Consider the following 16,874-nt stretch of genomic DNA (forward strand, 5'->3'; position numbering starts at 1 on the left):
CAGGTGCGCCGGCGTCGGTTCGTGCGGGTACCGCTTGAGACGCGGTCAGGCCAGATCGAACCGGTCGGCCTCCATGACCGCGACCCAGGCGGCGGCGAAGTCGGACACGAACTTCTGCCCGCCGTCGTTCGAGGCGTAGACCTCAGCCAGCGCCCGGAGCACCGAGTTGGAGCCGAAGATCAGGTCGACGGCGGTGGCCGTGCGGCCGTCCTCGGCGGTGTAGACGTGCTCGTCCGACGCCTTCCAGGTGCTCACGGTGTCGAGCAGGCTGGTGAAGAAGTCGGTGGTGAGCTGCCCGGGCCGATCGGTGAAGACGCCGTGGCCACCCTCGCTGACGCCGAGGGCGCGCAGACCACCGACCAGCGCGGTCAGCTGCGGTGCGTTGAGGCCGAGCAGGTAGGCCCGCTCGACCAGCAGCTTCTCGGGCTGCACCTTCTCGCCCGCACGCAGGTAGTTGCGGAAGCCGTCGGCCCGCGGCTCGAGCACCGCGAAGGAGTCGACGTCGGTCTGCTCCTGGGTCGCGTCGGTCCGACCCGGGTGGAACGGCACCGTCACCGGAGTACCAGCGTCCGCGGCGGCCTTCTCGACCGCCGCCGAACCGGCCAGCACGATCAGGTCGGCCAGGGACACCTGGGCGCCGCCGCGGCCGTTGAAGTCGACCTGCACCTTCTCCAGGGCGTCGAGCACCTCGCCGGTGCCGGCGTTGACCGCCCAGTCCTTCTGCGGGGCCAGGCGCAGCCGCGCCCCGTTCGCACCACCGCGCTTGTCGGTGGAGCGGAAGGTCGCCGCCGAGGCCCACGCGGTGGAAACCAGCTGCTGGATGCTCAGGCCGGTGTCGAGCACGGCGGCCTTGAGGTCGGCGATCTCGGCGTCGCCGATCAGGGCGCCCTCGTGCGCGGGAACGGGGTCCTGCCACAGCTGCGGCTCGGCGACCCACGGGCCCAGGTAGCGGGTGACCGGCCCCAGGTCGCGGTGCAGCAGCTTGTACCAGGCCTTGGCGAAGGCCAGCGCGAACTCGTCGGGGTTGTCCAGGAAGCGCTTCGAGATCTCGCCGTACGCCGGGTCGAAGCGCAGCGCCAGGTCGCTGGTGAGCATCATCGGCTTCTTGCTCGCGCCGCCGTGGGCGTCGGGGATGATCGCCTCGGCGTCCTTGGCCACCCACTGCTTGGCGCCGGCCGGGCTCTCGGCCAGCTCCCACTCGTAGCCGTAGAGGATCTCCAGGAAGCGGTTGCTCCACTGCGTGGGCTTGTCGGTCCAGGTGACCTCCAGGCCGGAGGTGATCGCGTCGGCGCCCTTGCCGGAGCCGTGCGTGCTCTTCCAGCCGAAGCCCTGCTGCTCGATGGGCGCTCCCTCGGGCTCGGGGCCGACGAGGTCGGGGTTGCCGGCGCCGTGGGTCTTGCCGAAGGTGTGGCCGCCGGCGATCAGCGCGACGGTCTCCTCGTCGTTCATCGCCATCCGGGCGAACGTCTCGCGGATGTCGCGGGCCGAGGCCAGCGGGTCCGGGTTGCCGTTCGGGCCCTCGGGGTTGACGTAGATCAGGCCCATCTGGACCGCACCCAGCGGCTTGGCCAGCTGGCGGTCCCCGGAGTAGCGCTCGTCGCCGAGCCACTCGCCCTCGCCGCCGAAGTCGACCTCCTCCGGCTCCCAGACGTCCTCGCGCCCGAAGCCGAAGCCGAAGGTCGTGAAGCCCATCGACTCCAGCGCGACGTTGCCGGCGAGCACCAGCAGGTCGGCCCAGGACACGGACTGGCCGTACTTCTTCTTCACCGGCCACAGCAGCCGGCGGGCCTTGTCCAGGTTGCCGTTGTCGGGCCAGGAGTTCAGCGGGGCGAAACGCTGGTTGCCGTCGCCGGCACCGCCGCGGCCGTCCTCGATCCGGTAGGTGCCGGCCGCGTGCCAGGACAGCCGGATCATCAGGCCGCCGTAGTGGCCGAAGTCGGCCGGCCACCAGTCCTGGGAGGTGGTGAGCACCTCGGTGACGTCGGCCTTGAGCGCCTCGACGTCGACGCCGGCGAAGGCCGCGGCGTAGTCGAAGTCGGCGGGCAGCGGGTTGCCCTTCGGGTGGTTCGGGTGCAGCACGGTCAGGTCCAGGGCGTTGGGCCACCAGTCCTTGTTGGTGCGCGGGGCCGGCGACTCCGTGGTGGGAGCGTCGAGCACGGGGTTCTCGCTTTCAGACATGGTGCAACCTTCCGAGTGGGGTTGGGATCAAACAGCGGTCGAGCACTGGGGACAGAGTCCCCAGTAGATGACCTCGGCCTCGTCGATGACGAAGCCGTGGCTCTGCGATGCGGTGAGACAGGGGGCGTGGCCGGTCGAGCAGTCGACGTCGGCCACGGCGCCGCAGGAGCGGCAGACCACGTGGTGGTGGTTGTCCCCGATCCGGGACTCGTAGCGGGCCGTGGAGCCGGACGGCTGGATCTTGCGGACCAGCCCGGCCGCGGTCAGCGTGTGCAGCGAGTCGTAGACGGCCTGGTGGGACACGTCGGGCAGGGTTCCCCGAACGGCGTCGATCAGTGCATCGGTGCTCGCGTGCGGGTGCTCGTGCACCGCGGCCAGGACCGCGACCCGCGGCTGCGTCACGCGCAGTGCGGCGCTGCGCAGCTGTGCGGAGAAGTCCGGTGCGGCGGGGGAGTCGGGCACAGCAACACCCTCCCTCCTTTTCTTGAATGAGTCAAGAAAAGGAGGGAGGGTGTGCGAAGTGGATCAGGCGTCGCTCGGGTTGAGCGCCTTGAAGGTCACGCCGGCCAGGATGCCGCCGATCACCTGGGCGAGCCAGTAGACCCAGATGTTGGCCCACGGCGAGAGCTGGGTGAGCGAGACGCCGAAGGCGACGGCCGGGTTGAACGCGGCACCGCTGATGGCGCCGACGGCGACCGCACCGGCGGCGACGGTGAAACCGATCGCCAGCCCGTAGAAGGAGTTGTCCGGGTGGTCCTTGGAGGTGGCCACGTTCAGCACCACGTAGGCCAGGGCGAAGGTGAACAGGATCTCGACCACCAGGGCCATCCCGAGCGGCTTGCCCGTCCACTTGTCCGGAGCGGTGTTGTCGAACATCCAGAGCCCGAGCAGTGCGGCCAGCGTGCTGCCGATCAGCTGGGACACGATGTACGGCGCCAGGTCGGAAGAGTCCAGGCGACCGCGGACGAACGCGGCGATCGAGACGGCCGGGTTGTAGTGGGCACCGGAGATGTGGCCACCGGCGAAGATCATCACCATCAGGACGGCGCCGATGCCGAGCGGAGCGAGCTCGGCCTTGGTGCTCACCGCCGAGATCACGGTGAAGACGAGAAAGAAGGTGCCGATCAGCTCGGTCACGTACTTCCGTGCGGAATCAGACATGACATGTTCCTTTCAGCAGCGCGCTGCAGGGGAGTGCGTACGGCCACCGACAATCTTCTCGGTTCGGGCGCGTCCGACCCGACATTGAGCGCGGCGAGTCGGGCCGATAGCGTTCTGGGGTGACCGACGCGATCATCTACACGTACACCGACGAGGCTCCGCTCCTCGCGACCCACTCCTTCCTCCCGATCATCTCCGCGTACGCCGGCACCGCCGGTGTCGCCGTCGAGACCCGGGACATCTCCGTCGCGGCCCGCATCCTGGCCCAGTTCGGCCTGGCCGACGACGCTCTGGGCGAGCTCGGCGCGCTGGCCAAGACGCCGCAGGCGAACATCATCAAGCTGCCCAACATCTCCGCCTCGATCCCGCAGCTCAAGGCCGCGATCACCGAGCTGCAGAGCCAGGGCTTCGACATCCCGAACTACCCGGAGAACCCGCAGTCGGACGCCGAGAAGGACGCCCGCGCCAAGTACGACAAGGTCAAGGGCAGCGCCGTGAACCCGGTGCTGCGCGAGGGCAACTCCGACCGCCGCGCACCGGCCTCGGTGAAGAACTACGCGAAGACCCACCCGCACTCGATGGGCGCCTGGTCGGGTGACTCCAAGACGAACGTCGCCACCATGGGCGAGCACGACTTCAAGTCCAACGAGAAGTCCGTGGTCATCGCCGCCGACGACACCCTCTCGATCGTCCTCGAGGCCTCCGACGGCACCACCACGGTGCTCAAGGACGGACTGAAGGTGCTCGCCGGTGAGGTCGTCGACGCCACCGCGATGCAGGTCGCGCACCTGCGTGCGTTCCTGGTCAACGCGATCGCCAAGGCCAAGGCCGAGGACGTGCTGTTCTCCGCCCACCTGAAGGCTACGATGATGAAGGTCTCCGACCCGATCATCTTCGGCCACGTGGTGAAGGCCTTCTTCGCCGACGTGTTCGCCACCTACGGCGACGACCTGGCCGCGGCCGGCCTGTCCGCCAACGACGGCCTCGGCGCGATCTACGCCGGCCTGGACGCGCTGCCCAACGGCGCCGAGATCAAGGCCGCCTTCGAGGCCGGGATCGCGAACGGCCCGCGGCTGGCGATGGTCGACTCCGACAAGGGCATCACCAACCTGCACGTGCCCAGCGACGTGATCATCGACGCCTCGATGCCGGCGATGATCCGCACCTCGGGCCACATGTGGGGCCCGGACGGCAACGAGGACGACACCCTCGCGGTGATCCCGGACTCCAGCTACGCCGGGGTCTACCAGACCGTCATCGAGGACTGCCGCAAGCACGGCGCCTTCGACCCCGCGACGATGGGCTCGGTCCCGAACGTCGGCCTGATGGCGCAGGCGGCCGAGGAGTACGGCTCGCACGACAAGACCTTCGAGATCGCCGTCGACGGCACCGTCCGGGTGCTGGCCTCGGACGGCACCGTGCTGCTTTCGCACGACGTCGAGGCCGGCGACATCTGGCGCGCCTGCCAGACCAAGGACGCCCCGATCCGCGACTGGGTCAAGCTGGCCGTCAGCCGCGCCCGGGCCACCGGTTCGCCGGCGATCTTCTGGCTGGACGAGGCCCGTGCCCACGACGCCAACCTGATCGCCAAGGTCAACGAGTACCTGCCCGAGCACGACACCTCCGGCCTGGACATCAAGATCCTGTCCCCGGAGCTGGCCACGGCGTACTCGCTGGAGCGGATCCGCAAGGGAGAGGACACCATCTCGGTGACCGGCAACGTGCTTCGCGACTACAACACCGACCTGTTCCCGATCCTCGAGCTCGGCACCTCCGCGAAGATGCTCTCGATCGTCCCGCTGATGAACGGCGGTGGCCTGTTCGAGACCGGGGCCGGCGGTTCGGCGCCGAAGCACGTGCAGCAGCTGGTCAAGGAGAACTACCTGCGCTGGGACAGCCTGGGCGAGTTCTTCGCGCTGGCCGCGAGCTTCGAGCACCTCGCCGGCGTGACCGGCAACGCCCGGGCGCAGATCCTGGCCGACACCCTGGACCGGGCCACCGGCACCTTCCTCAACGAGGACCGGTCCCCGGGTCGCCGGCTGGGCACCATCGACAACCGCGGCAGCCACTTCTACCTGGCCCTGTACTGGGCCCAGGAGCTGGCCGGGCAGACCCAGGACGCCGAGCTGGCCGAGGCCTTCGCCGGTCTCGCGGCCGCGCTGGTGGGCAACGAGCAGAAGATCGTCGAGGAGCTGCTCGCGGTCCAGGGCTCGCCCGCCGACATCGGTGGCTACTTCCGCCCGGACGAGGACAAGGCGAACAACGTGATGCGTCCGTCCACGACACTCAACGAGGCGCTCGCCGCTCTCTGAGCGCGGATCAGCTGACGCGGAGGTCGGCCGGCACCAGGTCGTAGACCACGGTGTCGTGCCGGCCGTCGCGGCACACCGTGCCCAGCCGCTCGATGCCGCCCTCGCGGAAGCCGTTGGCCTCGGCCACCCGGCGAGACGCGGTGTTGTCGACCGCGGAGACCAGCCGGAGCTTGTCCAGGCCCAGGCCGCCGTCGACCTCGTCGATGAACGCGTGCCGGACGGCGAGGCGGACCGCGGCGGTCATCACGCCGCGACCGCGCGCGTCCGGGTGCGCCCAGTACCCGACCTCCGGCCCGGCCTGTCCGGTCAGGTCCATGATCGAGATGCTGCCGAGCAGGTCGTCGGTGGCCGGGTCGGCGATCGCCCAGTGCAGCGCCGTACCGGTTGCCATGCCTTCGGGGCGTGAGCGCACGTACGCCTCGGCGTCCTCGAGCGTGTACGGCGTCGGCAGGCTGCCGAGCCAGTACGCCGTCCGCTCGTCCGAGCAGGCCTGCTGGGCGCGCTCGGCGTCGTGCTCGGCGTGCGCCCGCAGCACCACGTCGGCACCCACGATGCGGGGCACGTCGAGCCAGGCGTTGCGGGGCGCGAGCTCGTCGGTGGCGAGCAACGTGCCGATCCAGCCGTCGACCAGGGTGTCGCGGTAGACCATCGCGTCGCGGACGGTGCCGTCGCAGCTGAAGCCGAGGCGCCAGGCGGTCTTGCGGGAGGCCCAGTTGCCGACGAAGGCCCGCCAGATCACCGTGCGCAGACCGCGGCCGCCCTCGCTCTCGGGGCTGAACCCCCAAGCGAGCAGCAACCGCAGCGCCCGATCGACGGACCCGGTGCCCCGGGAGCGCGGGTGGGCGGCGTACGCGATCTCGGCGCGGCCCTCGCCCTCGTCGCGCAGCAGCACCGTGGCGGCGTACGTGCCGGCGACCTCGACGGCGAAGGCCCACTCCCGGCCGGTCTCCCAGCCTCCGGGGAGCAGCTCGCGGACGTAGCGCTTCACGTCGTCGCGGGTGTAGCCGATCGGGATGTTGGTCCAGGTGAGGCTGGCCGGGTCCAGGGACTGCTCCAGGACGGACTCGACGTCGTCATCGGTGTGCGCGCGGAGCGTAACGACGCCGTCGGTGAGGGTCGGGACACGCGACCGGGGATCCACGCGGCGATCCTAGGCGGAGCACCCGGGCGAAAACCGCTACCCGGAACTGGAACAATGTCCCTCATGCCCGATCAGCCCCCTGCGACCAAGCCGCGCGTCCTCTCCGGCATCCAGCCGACGGCGGACTCGTTCCACTTCGGCAACTACCTGGGTGCGCTGCGGCAGTGGGTCGCGCTCCAGGACGACTTCGAGCCGTTCTTCTTCATCGCCGACCTGCACGCGCTGACGCTCGAGCACGACCCGAAGAAGCTGGCGACCCGGACCCGGGTGGCCGCCGCCCAGCTGATCGCGGCCGGGATCGACCCCGAGCGCTCGGCGATCTTCGTGCAGTCGCACCTGCCCGAGCACGCCGAGCTGGCCTGGGTGCTGAACTCGATGACCGGCTTCGGCGAGGCCCGCCGGATGACCCAGTTCAAGGACAAGTCGGCCAAGGGCGGCGAGGGTGCCGCCTCGGTCGCGCTGTTCGCCTACCCGATCCTGCAGGCCGCCGACATCCTGCTCTACCGGCCGCAGTACGTGCCGGTCGGGGAGGACCAGCGCCAGCACCTCGAGCTGACCCGCGACCTGGCCCAGCGGTTCAACCACCGCTACAAGAAGACCTTCCGGCTCCCCGAGGCCTACATCCTCAAGGAGACCGCGAAGATCACCGACCTCCAGGACCCGACCAAGAAGATGTCGAAGTCGGCGTCCTCGCCGACCGGGATCATCGACCTGCTCGACGACCCGAAGGTCTCGGCGAAGAAGATCCGCTCCGCGGTGACCGACTCCGAGACCGTCGTCCGCTTCGACGAGGAGAACAAGCCCGGCGTCTCCAACCTGCTGAACATCTACTCCGCGCTGACCGGGCGCAGCATCGACGACCTGGTCAAGGCCTACGAGGGCAAGGGGTACGGCGACTTCAAGGGCGACCTGGCCGAGGTCGTGGTCGACTTCGTGACGCCGTTCCGCGACCGGACCACCGAGCTGCTGGCGGACACCGCCGAGCTGGACGCGATCCTGCGTCGCGGCGCCGAGAAGGCCCGTGAGGTCGCCTCCCGGACGCTCGCGGATGTGTACGAGCACGTCGGATTCCTGCGAGGCTAGGCGCGTGCTGACCATCGGGGTCTCGGTAGCGGTCCCGGAGCCTGAAGGGCTGTCCCTCCAGGAGTACCGGGTGTCCCTGGGCGACGAGACCGCCCGGCACATCCCCACCCACATCACCCTGGTGCCGCCGACCGAGGTGGCCGAGGGCGACCTCGACGCGATCCGCGAGCACCTGGCCCGGGTTGCCGGGGAGCACCAGTCCTACCGGGTGAGCCTGCGCGGCACCGGGACGTTCCGGCCGGTCTCCCCGGTGGTGTTCATCGGCGTGGTCGAGGGCATCGCGGGGTGCGAGCTGCTGGCCGAGGCGATCCGCACCGGACCGCTGGCCGTGGAGGTGGCGTTCCCCTACCACCCGCACGTCACCGTCGCGCACGATCTCCCGGCCGAGCAGCTCGACCACGCCTTCGAGGACCTGTCGGGCTACCGCACCCACTTCGACGTCACCGAGTTCTGGCTCTACGTGCACGACGAGGTGGAGGGCTGGCAGCCGACCCAGGCCTTCGAGCTGGGGGGCAGGCACGAGGGAGGAGCCCACCCCCCAGCCGACTAGTGGCTGGGGGTGAACAGCCGAACCGTGTAGGACGTCGACGTCGTCCCCGAGTAACCGGACCGCTTGATGCCGGTGACGGTGATCTTGTAGGTGCCCGACTTGCCGATCCACGACGGCATCTGCCAGACGATCGTCGGCTGGGCGTAGCCGCTGTGCACCGAGTACTTGCGCACCGGGATCCGCACGCCGTCGTGGTTGTAGGCGTAGACCCGGGCGTACTGGAAGCTGGTGCCCTTCGAGCCGGACGAGAGCGACCAGCGGCCGCCGGGCTCGAGCGCGTTCGGGAAGTACCCGGCGGTCGGCCAGCCGACGTAGCGCGGGTTCGGCCGCGAGGAGCTGGTCGGCCCGATCACGGTGAGCGCGTTCGCGGTGTCGGTGGTGCCGCTGCCCATCACGGTCGAGAACGGGTTCAGGATCCAGCGGCGGTGGCCGACGGCGACGTTGCTGTCGCCCTTGTCGTCCATGTACAGGTCGATGATCTGGCCGGCCCGCAGGGACGGGTAGGCGAGCGCGAGGTTGGACCTGCCGGCCGCGGCCGCACCGCTGGAGCTCCAGCACTTCCAGCCGCTGCTCGGCGCGTGGCTGAGCGCGTTGTTGGCCGCCATGATCAGTGCCGCGCGCTGGGCGCTGGCGTTCAGGGTGGAGGAGAAGCTGACCGGGGCCAGGCCGGCCAGCGAGCGCACGTAGTTCAGCGCGCTCAGGGTGGCCGAGTTCGTCGTCGAGGACGTCAGGCCGGGCAGGCACCCCAGGATGCTGCCGCCGAGCCAGTCGACCAGCACGTTGTACTTGGGGGCGTACTGCGACCAGTACGCCGAGTTCACCGCGGTCTTGCTGCCGGTGTTGACCGCGCCGCTCCAGCGGTAGGTCGTCCGGTAGGCGGTGCTGCCCCCGTCGGAGGCGCCGGCGGGGGAGGAGGTCGTCATGACCAGCCCCGTCACCATCGATGCAATCACGGCCGTGGCACTCGCGATGGTGCCGGCGCGTCTGACGTTCCGTCGTCCAGTGTTCTCCCTCATGGAAGAACTATATGCCCTAAATGTCCGATTTGACCAGTTTGGTCCCGAATAATGGTACTTTAGTCCCTACTCGGGCTCGGTCCGGTCCTGGGGGTCCGGACCGAGTTCGGTATTCAGTGAGGTGCAGATCGGCCGTCAGTGACCGTGCTTGATGGCGGTCCGGAGGTCCTTGTTCAGCTGGCTGATCACGTCGAGCGGGATCTCCTTGGGGCACGCCGCGGCGCACTCGCCGATGTTGGTGCAGCCGCCGAAGCCCTCGTGGTCGTGCTGGGCGACCATGTTGGTCACCCGGCTGTCCCGCTCCGGCTGTCCCTGCGGGAGCTCGCCGAGGTGGGTGATCTTTGCGCCCATGAAGAGCGAGGCCGATCCGTTCGGGCACGCCGCCACGCAGGCGCCGCAGCCGATGCAGGTCGCCACGTTGAAGGCGCGCATGGCGTCGTCACGCGGCACCGGCACCGAGTGCGCCTCGGGAGCCGAACCGGTGTTGACCGAGATGTAGCCGCCGGCCTGGATGATCCGGTCGAAGGCGCTGCGGTCGACGCAGAGGTCCTTGAGCACCGGGAAGGCGCTCGCCCGCCACGGCTCGATGGTGATGGTGTCGCCGTCCTTGAACGAGCGCATGTGCAGCTGGCAGGTGGTGGTGACCTCGGGGCCGTGCGGCTCGCCGTTGATCATCAGGCTGCACATGCCGCAGATGCCCTCGCGACAGTCGGAGTCGAACGCGATCGGCTCCTCGTCCTTCGCGTTGAGGTCCTCGTTGAGGACGTCGAGCATCTCCAGGAACGACATGTCGGGGGAGACGTCGTCGACCTGGTAGGTGTGCATCGCACCCGCGTCGTTGGCGTCGGTCTGCCGCCAGATGTTGAGAGTCAGTTTCACAGAAGGCCTCGCTTCGCATCGGCTTCAGTGAAACCGGTTTCGCTGTGTTGGATGGTTCGCTCGCTGCGCTCGCTCACTTGTAGCTCCGCTGCTTCATCTCGATGGCGGTGTAGGTCAGCTCTTCCTTGTGGAGCACGGGCTTCTCGCCGGCGAACTCCCAGGCGGCGACGTACGCGAACTGGTCGTCGTGGCGCAGCGCCTCGCCGTCCTCGGTCTGCGACTCGGCCCGGAAGTGACCGCCGCAGGACTCGCGCCGGTTCAGCGCGTCGATGCACATCAGCTCGCCGAGCTCGAAGAAGTCGGCGACGCGGCCGGCCTTCTCCAGGCTCTGGTTGAGGCTGTCGGCCGTGCCGAGCACCTTCACGTTGCGGTAGAAGTCGTCCTTCAGCGAGCGGATCAGGTCGATGGCCTTCTTCAGCCCGTCCTCGGTCCGCTCCATGCCGCAGTACTCCCACATGATGTTGCCGAGCTCGCGGTGGTACGAGTCGACGCTGCGGGTGCCGTTGACGGTGAGGAAGTGCTCGATCCGCTCGGTGACGGCCTGCTTGGCCTCCACGACGGCCGGGTGGTCCTCGGGGATCTTCTCGAACGGCGCGTCCGCGAGGTAGTCGCGGATGGTGTGCGGCAGCACGAAGTAGCCGTCGGCCAGACCCTGCATCAGCGCCGAGGCGCCCAGGCGGTTGGCGCCGTGGTCGGAGAAGTTGGCCTCACCGGTCACGAACAGGCCAGGGATCGTGGACTGCAGGTCGTAGTCGACCCACAGGCCGCCCATCACGTAGTGCACGGCGGGGTAGATGCGCATCGGCACCTCGTACGGGTTCTCGCCCGTGATCCGCTCGTACATGTCGAGGAGGTTGTCGTACTTCTCCTCCACGCCCTCCTTGCCCAGGCGGGCGATGGCGTCCTGGAAGTCCAGGTAGACGCCGCGGCGGACGCCGTCGACCTCGGGACCGACACCGCGGCCCTCGTCGCACATGTACTTGGCGGCGCGCGAGGCGATGTCGCGGGGGACCAGGTTTCCGAAGCTCGGGTAGATCCGCTCCAGGAAGTAGTCGCGGTCCTCCTCGGCGATGGACCGCGGGTCCTTGTCGCAGTCCTCCTTCTTCTTCGGCACCCAGATGCGGCCGTCGTTGCGGAGGGACTCCGACATCAGCGTCAGCTTCGACTGGTGGGAGCCGGTGACCGGGATGCAGGTCGGGTGGATCTGCGTGTAGCAGGGGTTCGCCATGTAGGCGCCCTTGCGGTGCGCGCGCCAGGCCGCGGTGACGTTGCAGCCCATCGCGTTGGTGGAGAGGAAGAAGACGTTGCCGTAGCCCCCGCTGGCGAGCACCACCACGTCGGCCAGGTGGGTCTCGATCTCGCCGGTGACCATGTCGCGCACGATGATGCCGCGGGCCCGAGGACCGTCACCGTCGTCGACCACGATCAGCTCGAGCATCTCGTGGCGGGTGAAGGTCTCCACGGTGCCGGCCGCGACCTGGCGCTCGAGGGCCTGGTAGGCGCCGATGAGCAGCTGCTGTCCGGTCTGGCCGCGGGCGTAGAAGGTGCGGGAGACCTGCACGCCGCCGAAGGAGCGGTTGTCGAGCAGGCCGCCGTACTCGCGGGCGAACGGGACGCCCTGGGCGACGCACTGGTCGATGATGTTCACCGACACCTCGGCCAGCCGGTAGACGTTCGACTCGCGCGAGCGGTAGTCGCCGCCCTTGACGGTGTCGTAGAAGAGACGGTGCGCGGAGTCGCCGTCCTCCTTGTAGTTCTTGGCCGCGTTGATGCCGCCCTGGGCGGCGATCGAGTGCGCCCGGCGCGGGGAGTCCTGGTAGCAGAAGGACTTCACGTTGTAGCCGGCCTCGCCCATGGTCGCGGCCGCGGAGGCGCCGGCCAGACCGGTGCCGACGATGATCACGTCGAGCTTGCGGCGGTTGGCCGGGTTGACCAGGCGGGCCTCGAACTTGCGGGTCTGCCAGCGGTCGGCGATCGGGCCGCCCGGCGCCTTGGTGTCGGTCAGCGGCGTACCCGGGGTGTAGTAGCCCGCGGCGTCATCGCTGCTCGGGTGTCCCTCGGCGACGTGGGAGGGGTCCGGAGTCAGGGTGGTGTCCGGCATGTCGGTCATGGAGCTGCCTTACTTGTTGATGACGCCGGCGAGGACGAAGATCGGGACGAGCGAGAACCCGCCTGCGATGACGACGGCGAGCGTGAACGCCGAGTTCTTGGCCAGCTTGCGGGTGCGGTCGGAGTTGGTCAGACCCAGGGTCTGGGTGGCGCTCCAGATGCCGTGGTGCAGGTGCGCTCCGAGCATCGCCATCGCGACCAGGTAGATCACCGTCAGCCACCAGGTGCTGAACGAGTCGACGACCAGGTTGTACGGGTCGTTGGTGGCGCCGCCGGTGACGTTGACCTTGCCGATGGTGAAGTTCAGCAGGTGCCAGATGATGAAGAGCAGCAGCGTGACGCCGCCCCAGCGCATCATCCGGCTCGCGAAGATCGCGCCGGTGTGCTTCTTCACCTGGTACCGCACGGTGCGGGCCTTCTTGGCGCGCTTCCACAGGGTTGCCGCGCAGTAGACGTGCACGACCAGCGAGAGGATCAGCACCGCCCGGATGATCCACAGCGCACCGCTGTGGGGGAGCATCGGGGTGCCCAGCTCGCGCAGGTGCTCGGCGTACTCGTTGTAGGCGTCGTGGCCGTTGAAGGCCTTGAGGTTGCCGTACATGTGCAGGAGCACGAAGGCGATGAAGACGGCGCCGCTGGCAGCCATCAGGATCTTCAGGAAGATGGTGCTCTGCGTTGCTCGGGCACCCTGGACAAGGGTGGGCCCGGAATTCTGGATTGCCACGCTGGCACCGTATCGCTGGTCACCGGGCCCTACTGACCCGTAGGGAGTGATCTTTCTCCCACCAGTCCCACGGAAAACAATGAAACCTGTTCCACCAGGTCCGTCGTGCCCTCTTCCAACTCCGGCCCTTTGCATACATAGTCAACTCCGGACGTGAGCCGGAACACATGACGGAGGTAGGAATGGCGTCGACGAAGGCACCCGCTGGAGTCAACGGGCCCACCAGGGCTGCGATCGGTGTCAAGACGCTACGGACGGACCGTTGGTGGCTCGCGCCGCTCACGACCTTCGTGGTCTTCAGCTCCTTCGTCGTCTACGCGACGTGGCGCGCCTTCGCCGGCGGCAACCCGGAGCAGGGGCACTACATGGTCGGTGACTACCTGTCGCCGTTCTACTCGCCGTGCCTGACCGACAAGTGCGGTTCGGCGGCGGACTTCGGCACCCCGTTCAACGGCTTCCCGCTCTCGGCGGCGCTGATCATCCTGATCTTCCCGCTGGGATTCCGGATGAGCTGCTACTACTACCGGAAGTCCTACTACCGGGCGTTCTGGCTCTCCCCGCCGGCCTGCGCCGTCGCCGAGCCGCACACCAAGTACACCGGTGAGACCCGGCTGCCGCTGATCCTGAACAACATCCACCGCTACTTCTGGTACGCCGCGATCGTGGTCGGCGTGATCCTGACCTACGACGTCGTGCTGTCGTTCCAGAAGTTCGGCGTCGACGGCCACCGCAGCGGCCACGTCGGTCTGGGCACGCTGATCCTGCTGGTCAACGTCGTCTTCATCTGGCTCTACACGCTGTCGTGCCACTCCTGCCGGCACGCGGTCGGCGGCCGGCTGCGGCACTTCTCCAAGCACCCGGTCCGCTACAAGCTCTGGACCTGGGTCTCGAAGATCAACGTCCACCACGCCAAGTTCGCCTGGTACTCCCTGTTCTCGGTCGCGTTCGCCGACCTCTACATCTACCTGCTGTCCAACGGCACCATCTCCGAAGCGAGGTTCTTCTGATGACCGCGGCACCTGCTGAAGGCCGTCACCCGATGACCGGCAACGCCCTGGACGGGGATGCTGCCGGTGGCATGGAACGGCACACCTACGACGTGGTCGTGGTCGGCGCCGGAGGTGCGGGCCTGCGGGCTGCGATCGCCGCGCACGACGCGGGCGCGAAGGTCGCCGTGGTCTGCAAGTCGCTGCTCGGCAAGGCCCACACGGTGATGGCCGAGGGCGGCATCGCGGCCGCCATGGGCAACCGCTGGCCGGAGGACAACTGGGAGGTGCACTTCCGGGACACCATGCGCGGCGGCAAGATGCTCAACAACTGGCGGATGGCCCAGCTGCACGCCCAGGAGGCCCCCGAGCGGGTCATGGAGCTCGAGGACTGGGGCGCGCTGTTCGACCGCACCGACGACGGGCTGATCAGCCAGCGCGACTTCGGTGGTCACAAGTACGCCCGGCTCGCCCACGTCGGCGACCGCACCGGCCTGGAGATGATCCGCACCCTCCAGCAGCGCACCGTCGAGCTCGGCATCGACGTGTTCATGGAGTGCACCGTCACCGACCTCTTCAAGGACGGCGACGCGATCGCGGGCTGCTTCGCCTACTGGCGCGAGTCCGGCCGCTTCATCGTCTTCGACGCCCCGACGGTCATCCTGGCCACCGGCGGCATCGGCAAGTCGTTCAAGGTCACCTCGAACTCCTGGGAGTACACCGGCGACGGCCACGCGCTCGCGATGCGCGCCGGGGCCTCGCTGATCAACATGGAGTTCATCCAGTTCCACCCCACCGGCATGGTCTGGCCGCCCTCGGTCAAGGGCCTGCTGGTGACGGAGTCGGTGCGCGGTGACGGCGGCATCCTGAAGAACTCCGAGGGCAAGCGGTTCATGTTCGACTACATCCCGGACTTCTTCAAGGCGGAGACCGCGGACACCGTCGAGGAGGCCGACGCCTGGTACGAGGACAAGAAGAACAACCGGCGCCCACCCGAGCTGCTGCCCCGTGACGAGGTCGCCCGCGCGATCAACTCCGAGATCAAGGCCGGCCGCGGCACCCCGCACGGCGGCATCTACCTCGACATCGCCTCGCGGCGCACGCCGGAGTTCATCAAGAAGCGGCTGCCGTCGATGTACCACCAGTTCAAGGAGCTGGCGGACGTCGACATCACCTCCGAGCCGATGGAGATCGGCCCGACCTGCCACTACGTGATGGGTGGCGTCGAGGTGAACGCCGACACCCAGGAGTCCTCGGTGACCGGCCTGTACGCCGTCGGCGAGTGCTCCGGCGGCATGCACGGCTCGAACCGGCTCGGCGGCAACTCGCTCGGTGACCTGCTGGTCTTCGGCAAGCGCGCCGGCGACGCCGCGACCGCCTACGCGAACGGACTGGGAGCCAACCGGCCGAAGGTCAGCGACGCGGACGTCGCCGCCGCGCAGGCCAGCGCCCTGGCGCCGTTCGAGGTCGAGGGTGGCGAGAACCCGTACTCGATCCAGACCGACCTGCAGCAGTCCATGAACGACCTGGTCGGCATCATCCGCGACGGCTCCGAGCTGGAGCAGTCGCTGGTCGCGATCGAGGGCTTCAAGGAGCGCGCCAAGACGATGAAGGTCGAGGGCCACCGGCAGTACAACCCGGGCTGGCACCTGGCCATCGACCTGCGCAACATGCTGATCGTCAGCGAGTCGATCGCGAAGGCGGCGCTGGCCCGCCAGGAGTCGCGCGGCGGTCACACCCGCAACGACTACCCGAAGACCGACCCGGTCTGGGGCACCAAGAACCTGGTGGTCACCCTCAACGCCGCCGGCACCGGGGTCGACCTGGCCGAGAAGCCGCTCCCGGTGATGCCCGAGGAGCTGACGAAGTACTTCGACGCGGCAGCCAAGCCCGAGGAGGGGAAGAACTGATGGCCTACACCCTGAAGCTGCGGATCTGGCGCGGCGACAAGGACGGCGGCGAGATCAAGGACTATCCCGTCGAGGTGTCCGAGGGCGAGGTCGTGCTGGACGCGATCCACCGCGTCCAGGGCACTCAGGCAGGCGACCTCGCGGTCCGCTGGAACTGCAAGGCCGGCAAGTGCGGCTCGTGCAGCGCCGAGGTCAACGGCAAGCCGCGGCTGATGTGCATGTGCCGGCTCTCGGACTTCGAGGAGGACGAGACCATCACGGTCACGCCGATGCGGACCTTCCCGGTCATCCGCGACCTGGTCACCGACGTCTCGTTCAACTACGAGAAGGCCAAGGAGCTGCCGTACGCCAAGCTGCCGCCGCGCGACGCGGACGGCAAGCGCCGGATGGCCCAGGTCGACGTGGAGCGCGGCCAGGAGTTCCGCAAGTGCATCGAGTGCTTTCTGTGCCAGAACACCTGCCACGTCGTGCGTGACCACGAGGAGAACAAGCCCGCCTTCGCCGGCCCCCGCTTCTTCCTCCGGTACGCCGAGCTCGACATGCACCCGCTGGACACCCACGACCGGCGTGAGCTGGCCCAGGGTGCCGCCGGCCTCGGCATGTGCAACATCACCAAGTGCTGCACCGAGGTCTGCCCCGAGGGCATCAAGATCACCGACAACGCGATCATCCCGATGAAGGAGCGCGTGGCCGACAAGAAGTTCGACCCGCTGGTCTGGCTCGGCTCGAAGATCGGGATCCGGGACAAGGACCGCGAGGGGCGTACCGAGGTCTGAGGCGGCGGTGCTGGTTTCCCTAGGCAAGACGTGAAACCAGCACCCCCGA

The 16,874-nt window shown here is 68.6% G+C and carries 15 protein-coding genes; 7 read left to right on the forward strand and 8 right to left on the reverse strand.

What is annotated here, in order from left to right; translation table 11 throughout:
- Positions 1 to 45: 45 nt before the first annotated feature.
- From katG to EFL95_RS05515, 3 genes are all read right to left on the reverse strand, one after another.
- Entirely contained in the window at positions 46 to 2,178 is a 2,133-nt protein-coding gene (gene katG / locus EFL95_RS05505) for a catalase/peroxidase HPI (RefSeq protein ID WP_123233049.1), read from the reverse strand.
- A 27-nt stretch (positions 2,179 to 2,205) separates the two neighbouring features.
- Positions 2,206 to 2,640, reverse strand: coding sequence for a Fur family transcriptional regulator (locus EFL95_RS05510; RefSeq protein WP_183407050.1), 435 nt, complete (start codon positions 2,638 to 2,640; stop codon positions 2,206 to 2,208).
- A 63-nt stretch (positions 2,641 to 2,703) separates the two neighbouring features.
- Positions 2,704 to 3,339: an MIP/aquaporin family protein gene (locus EFL95_RS05515; RefSeq protein WP_123233050.1), complete on the reverse strand. Its 636-nt coding sequence runs from the start codon at positions 3,337 to 3,339 to the stop codon at positions 2,704 to 2,706.
- A 119-nt stretch (positions 3,340 to 3,458) separates the two neighbouring features.
- On the opposite strand from EFL95_RS05515, the gene EFL95_RS05520 reads away from it, so the two are divergent.
- Positions 3,459 to 5,651 carry an NADP-dependent isocitrate dehydrogenase gene (locus tag EFL95_RS05520; RefSeq protein ID WP_123233051.1) on the forward strand — a complete coding sequence of 731 codons (2,193 nt, stop codon included), beginning with the start codon at positions 3,459 to 3,461 and terminating at the stop codon, positions 5,649 to 5,651.
- Between the two features lie 7 nt (positions 5,652 to 5,658).
- Here EFL95_RS05520 and EFL95_RS05525 read toward each other — a convergent pair whose 3' ends face one another.
- Positions 5,659 to 6,792: a GNAT family N-acetyltransferase gene (locus tag EFL95_RS05525; RefSeq protein WP_123233052.1), complete on the reverse strand. Its 1,134-nt coding sequence runs from the start codon at positions 6,790 to 6,792 to the stop codon at positions 5,659 to 5,661.
- Between the two features lie 63 nt (positions 6,793 to 6,855).
- Here EFL95_RS05525 and trpS point away from each other — a divergent pair, with 63 nt between their 5' ends.
- Together trpS and EFL95_RS05535 are read left to right on the forward strand one after the other, a co-directional pair.
- Positions 6,856 to 7,875, forward strand: a complete 1,020-nt coding sequence (gene trpS / locus EFL95_RS05530) for a tryptophan--tRNA ligase (RefSeq protein WP_183407051.1) — start codon at positions 6,856 to 6,858, stop codon at positions 7,873 to 7,875.
- A gap of 4 nt (positions 7,876 to 7,879) precedes the next feature.
- Positions 7,880 to 8,425: a 2'-5' RNA ligase family protein gene (locus tag EFL95_RS05535; protein ID WP_123233054.1), complete on the forward strand. Its 546-nt coding sequence runs from the start codon at positions 7,880 to 7,882 to the stop codon at positions 8,423 to 8,425.
- On the opposite strand, the gene EFL95_RS05540 is transcribed toward EFL95_RS05535, so the two are convergent.
- Complete coding sequence (locus tag EFL95_RS05540) at positions 8,422 to 9,348, reverse strand: CAP domain-containing protein (RefSeq protein ID WP_183407052.1); 927 nt, start codon at positions 9,346 to 9,348, stop codon at positions 8,422 to 8,424. The genes EFL95_RS05535 and EFL95_RS05540 overlap by 4 nt on opposite strands.
- Between EFL95_RS05540 and EFL95_RS19410 the strand changes: the two genes are divergently transcribed.
- Positions 9,347 to 9,493, forward strand: a complete 147-nt coding sequence (locus EFL95_RS19410) for a hypothetical protein (RefSeq protein ID WP_183407053.1) — start codon at positions 9,347 to 9,349, stop codon at positions 9,491 to 9,493. The two genes, EFL95_RS05540 and EFL95_RS19410, sit on opposite strands and share 2 nt — an antisense overlap.
- Before the next feature lie 83 nt (positions 9,494 to 9,576).
- Here EFL95_RS19410 and EFL95_RS05545 read toward each other — a convergent pair whose 3' ends face one another.
- From EFL95_RS05545 to EFL95_RS05555, 3 genes are all read right to left on the reverse strand, one after another.
- Positions 9,577 to 10,320 carry a succinate dehydrogenase/fumarate reductase iron-sulfur subunit gene (locus tag EFL95_RS05545; RefSeq protein WP_123233056.1) on the reverse strand — a complete coding sequence of 248 codons (744 nt, stop codon included), beginning with the start codon at positions 10,318 to 10,320 and terminating at the stop codon, positions 9,577 to 9,579.
- Between the two features lie 73 nt (positions 10,321 to 10,393).
- Positions 10,394 to 12,421, reverse strand: coding sequence for a fumarate reductase/succinate dehydrogenase flavoprotein subunit (locus EFL95_RS05550; protein WP_221176412.1), 2,028 nt, complete (start codon positions 12,419 to 12,421; stop codon positions 10,394 to 10,396).
- 18 nt (positions 12,422 to 12,439) lie between these two features.
- Positions 12,440 to 13,153, reverse strand: a complete 714-nt coding sequence (locus EFL95_RS05555) for a succinate dehydrogenase cytochrome b subunit (RefSeq protein WP_246004814.1) — start codon at positions 13,151 to 13,153, stop codon at positions 12,440 to 12,442.
- A 290-nt stretch (positions 13,154 to 13,443) separates the two neighbouring features.
- On the opposite strand from EFL95_RS05555, the gene EFL95_RS05560 reads away from it, so the two are divergent.
- From EFL95_RS05560 to EFL95_RS05570, 3 genes are read left to right on the forward strand one after another with little or no spacing between them, the layout of a single operon-like run.
- Positions 13,444 to 14,160: a hypothetical protein gene (locus EFL95_RS05560; protein WP_246004815.1), complete on the forward strand. Its 717-nt coding sequence runs from the start codon at positions 13,444 to 13,446 to the stop codon at positions 14,158 to 14,160.
- Entirely contained in the window at positions 14,160 to 16,049 is a 1,890-nt protein-coding gene (locus EFL95_RS05565; RefSeq protein WP_246004816.1) for a fumarate reductase/succinate dehydrogenase flavoprotein subunit, read from the forward strand. The genes EFL95_RS05560 and EFL95_RS05565 overlap by 1 nt, the downstream gene beginning before the upstream one ends.
- Entirely contained in the window at positions 16,049 to 16,825 is a 777-nt protein-coding gene (locus EFL95_RS05570; RefSeq protein ID WP_123233060.1) for a succinate dehydrogenase/fumarate reductase iron-sulfur subunit, read from the forward strand. The genes EFL95_RS05565 and EFL95_RS05570 overlap by 1 nt, the downstream gene beginning before the upstream one ends.
- The last annotated feature ends 49 nt before the right edge of the window (positions 16,826 to 16,874 follow it).

It is taken from the genome of Nocardioides marmorisolisilvae (genome assembly GCF_003725775.1).
In the GTDB taxonomy this organism is placed as follows: Bacteria; Actinomycetota; Actinomycetes; order Propionibacteriales; family Nocardioidaceae; genus Marmoricola; species Marmoricola marmorisolisilvae.